Source organism: Micrococcales bacterium, assembly GCA_009784895.1.
Classification (GTDB): Bacteria; Actinomycetota; Actinomycetes; order Actinomycetales; family WQXJ01; genus WQXJ01.
Genome location: WQXJ01000103.1, coordinates 1 through 2,983, shown reverse-complemented (window position 1 = coordinate 2,983; position 2,983 = coordinate 1). Strand labels below are relative to the sequence as shown.

Below are 2,983 nucleotides of genomic sequence, written 5' to 3'. Positions count from 1 at the left end.
GCTGACGTTTTCAACCCAATCCGCTTCTAAGGAGTGCCGCCGTGGCTGAAACACCGAGTTGGCTGGAGATTCCGCTGGGCACCAGGCTGACCGTGCGCTGCCGCCTGGCGCAGGGTGGTTACGCCGATTCGATCGGTTACCTGGTCAAAGCCAGCCCAGACGAACTGGTACTCGACACCCGCCATGGCCAGCGCACAATCCAAGCGGCGGAAATCGGCATCGTCCACGTCATCAAACCCACCCGCACCGCCCGCCTCAAATAGGCGGCGCGCCCTCCACCGTGACCGGTGCCGGTCAGGGTCGCCACAGGCGGTCTACTGGAAGAGCCAACAAGCGGTCGTCGTGGCGGAAAGACTGTTGGCCGGTGTGCAGAACCACGCCAAGCCCAAACGCGTCCCCAAGCGCTGACCGGAGTCTGCTCAGGCCCCGAAAGGCCTTGCCTCCAACTCGGCTACCGGCCTTGACTTCGAAGGCGATGACCTGGCCGCTGTCCCGCTCGATAATCAAGTCGACCTCGTCGCCGTCGAATGTGCGCCAGTGCCCAACGGTCGCGATGCCATCCATCCAACCAGCCTCTTTGAGCAGTTCACCGACCACGAATGTCTCAAGGAGGTGCCCAAACTCGGTCAGAGCAGTCGGATCCCTCAGTTCGAGTTTGGCCGCCGTCATGCGCAAGAGACGGGCGGCCACTCCCGAATCCACCAGATGAACCTTGGGTTTCGCGGAGGTGCGGGCGCTCAGGCGCTTGTCCCAGGCAGGCAGCAGGCGGACCAGGAAAACGGCTTCAAGTACCCGCGTGTGGGCGGTGACCGTCTCGGCCTTGGCTCCCATGGCGTCCGCGACTCGGGCGTAGTTGAGCATCTGCGCGCTTTGGGATGCTAGCTGTCGAAGCACCTGGGGCAGCTGGTCGGCCTGCCGGGTGCGCCTGAGCTCGACCGCATCGCGCTCCAGAGTCAGGCTGATGTAGTCTTCGAACCAGCGCGATCGAGCCGCCTCACTCCTCCGCAGGGCGAGCGGAAACCCGCCGGCAACTATTCGATCGATGTAGTCCTTCCGTGTGGTGGTCGAAGGCAATGCCTTCGCGGCGGCCTCGCCCTGGTCGAAAAGCATTTTCAGCAGGCCAGTGCTGCCTTCCGTTTCGCACTGGGCTAGAGGCAGAATCGCCATTCGGTGCAGGCGACCGGTCAAAGCCTGCGCGGCTTTCGGCAAGGACTGGTGGCTGGTTGACCCGGTCAATACGAAACGCCCTGGCCGGGTCGGAGGCCTGTTTAGCACGGTCTTGATCGCATCCAGCACAATGGGGGCGCGCTGATACTCGTCAATCAGAACTGGGCCGGGAACATCGACGAAGAACGACGGGTCGTCGCGCAGTGCCGCCAATGTGGCTGGGTCGTCGGCGTCAACTAGGTGACCGCCGATCACCGCCGCGATTTGCCTGAGCACCGTCGATTTGCCGACGGTTCGAGGCCCCTGGAGCAACACAGCTGGTTCGTCGGCCAGGCGCTCGAGGGCGACCGACAACAGTCGCCGCTGCACGAGCTCAACCTGGCCATTCATGCGCATATCCTAGCATGAAGGGGGAGAACTCGAGGGGGTCTAAGGGGGAGAACTCGAGGGGGTCTAAGGGGGAGAACTCGAGGGGGTCTAAGGGGGAGAACTCGAGGGGCCTTCCGGGGTGGCGCCCGGCTGGCCGATGTCGCCGCCTGGGTCCAGAAGGCCGCCTGACCTTTGGCTTTCGGCTGGTATTTGGTGCTCCCTAGGCCAAAGGCCTCGTCAACAGCTCCTGGCTCGGCTTATGACCAATGGCCTCACCCCTCCTTGGTGCATTTGTAGGCGTTGATGGGGGAGTAGGTGTGCTTCCAGGTTCGTTCCTCTTTGACCTCGCCAGCCAGCGTCAACTTGCGCCAAAACTCGATGGTAAAACCAGACCCGCCGGCGGCTTGGGGTTTGCAGTCTGCGGATGGATCCTCGATGGTGCGCGGCGCGGTGTAGTTGTACGGCTCGCCAAAACCCGCTTCGACCGCCCAATACTTGGTTGACCACAGCTCGACCCAGACCACGTTGTCGCTGGTAACGCCGGCCACTAGAACCACGCCGTAGGGCGTGTTGTTCTTGAACTTGTTGTCCAGCATGCCCTCCCACAAAGTGGCCTCGCGGCCCTTGGGATAGCGGCTGAACCAGTTCGAATGTGGGGTGTGTTCAACATCCTCCATACCGGCTAAGAACGAGGCGTTGTAAAGCGTGGTTGAAAACTGCGACAACCCGCCACCAATGCCTTCTTCCATTTTGCCGTTGATAACCACTCCGGCCGAGGTCCAGCCGTTTTCAGCTGATCGGTGCCCCAGGGCTTGGTCCAGCGAGAACGTCTCGCCCGGTTTGACCAGGGTGCCACTAACTAGCTCGGCCGCCTTGACTAGGTTTCTGGTCCGCGTCGGGTTGTAAGGAGCTATTGTCTCGAAGCGGCTGACCTGCTCTTTGACTCCCATTTTCTCCAGTTCGGCTCGCCCAGCGGCCGGATCGGTTTTGATCAGTTCGACCGTGGCGACACGCTGGTCTGTGCTGATGGCGGCCTTGGCGACTTGGTCAACAAGCTGGTCCGGGTCGACACCTTCGCCTGCGACGCCGTCTTCGATTTGCGGCACCCCGTCAACAATCGCAAAGTGGGCGTCTTGCGGTTCGGTCAGCAGGTCGACCGGTGACTGTTTGGAAACTGAAGCCATTAAGAGTTCGGCGTTGAAGCTCAGAACTAGGTGGCCTTCGCTGGGCTCGATCTGGGCGGCCGCGGCCACTTCTTCGACCGGCAGCTCGACGCTCGAAGTGTCAACTTTGACCGTGACCGGCCCGGATAGTAGCGGTTCGGCGATCGTCTTGACGGCCTGATCCAGCTCAGCCTGGTCGATGTTCGGTGCGACCTCAACTACCGGCAGTGTCCAGGGCTCTTTGGCTTCCAACCAGTTTTCTTTCACATAGCTGGTGGCGGCTT

The 2,983-nt window shown here is 61.9% G+C and carries 3 protein-coding genes; 1 reads left to right on the top strand and 2 read right to left on the bottom strand.

Translation table 11 applies throughout. The annotated features are described in order from the left end of the window. Positions 1–41 precede the first annotated feature (41 nt). Positions 42–263, top strand: coding sequence for a hypothetical protein (locus tag FWD29_10120; GenBank protein MCL2804284.1), 222 nt, complete (start codon positions 42–44; stop codon positions 261–263). A 31-nt stretch (positions 264–294) separates the two neighbouring features. Here FWD29_10120 and FWD29_10115 read toward each other — a convergent pair whose 3' ends face one another. Together FWD29_10115 and FWD29_10110 are read right to left on the bottom strand one after the other, a co-directional pair. Beyond that, positions 295–1,557, bottom strand: coding sequence for an ATP-binding protein (locus FWD29_10115; protein ID MCL2804283.1), 1,263 nt, complete (start codon positions 1,555–1,557; stop codon positions 295–297). A gap of 251 nt (positions 1,558–1,808) precedes the next feature. Beyond that, a partial coding sequence (locus FWD29_10110) for a VanW family protein (GenBank protein MCL2804282.1) occupies positions 1,809–2,983 on the bottom strand: 1,175 nt, incomplete at its 5' end.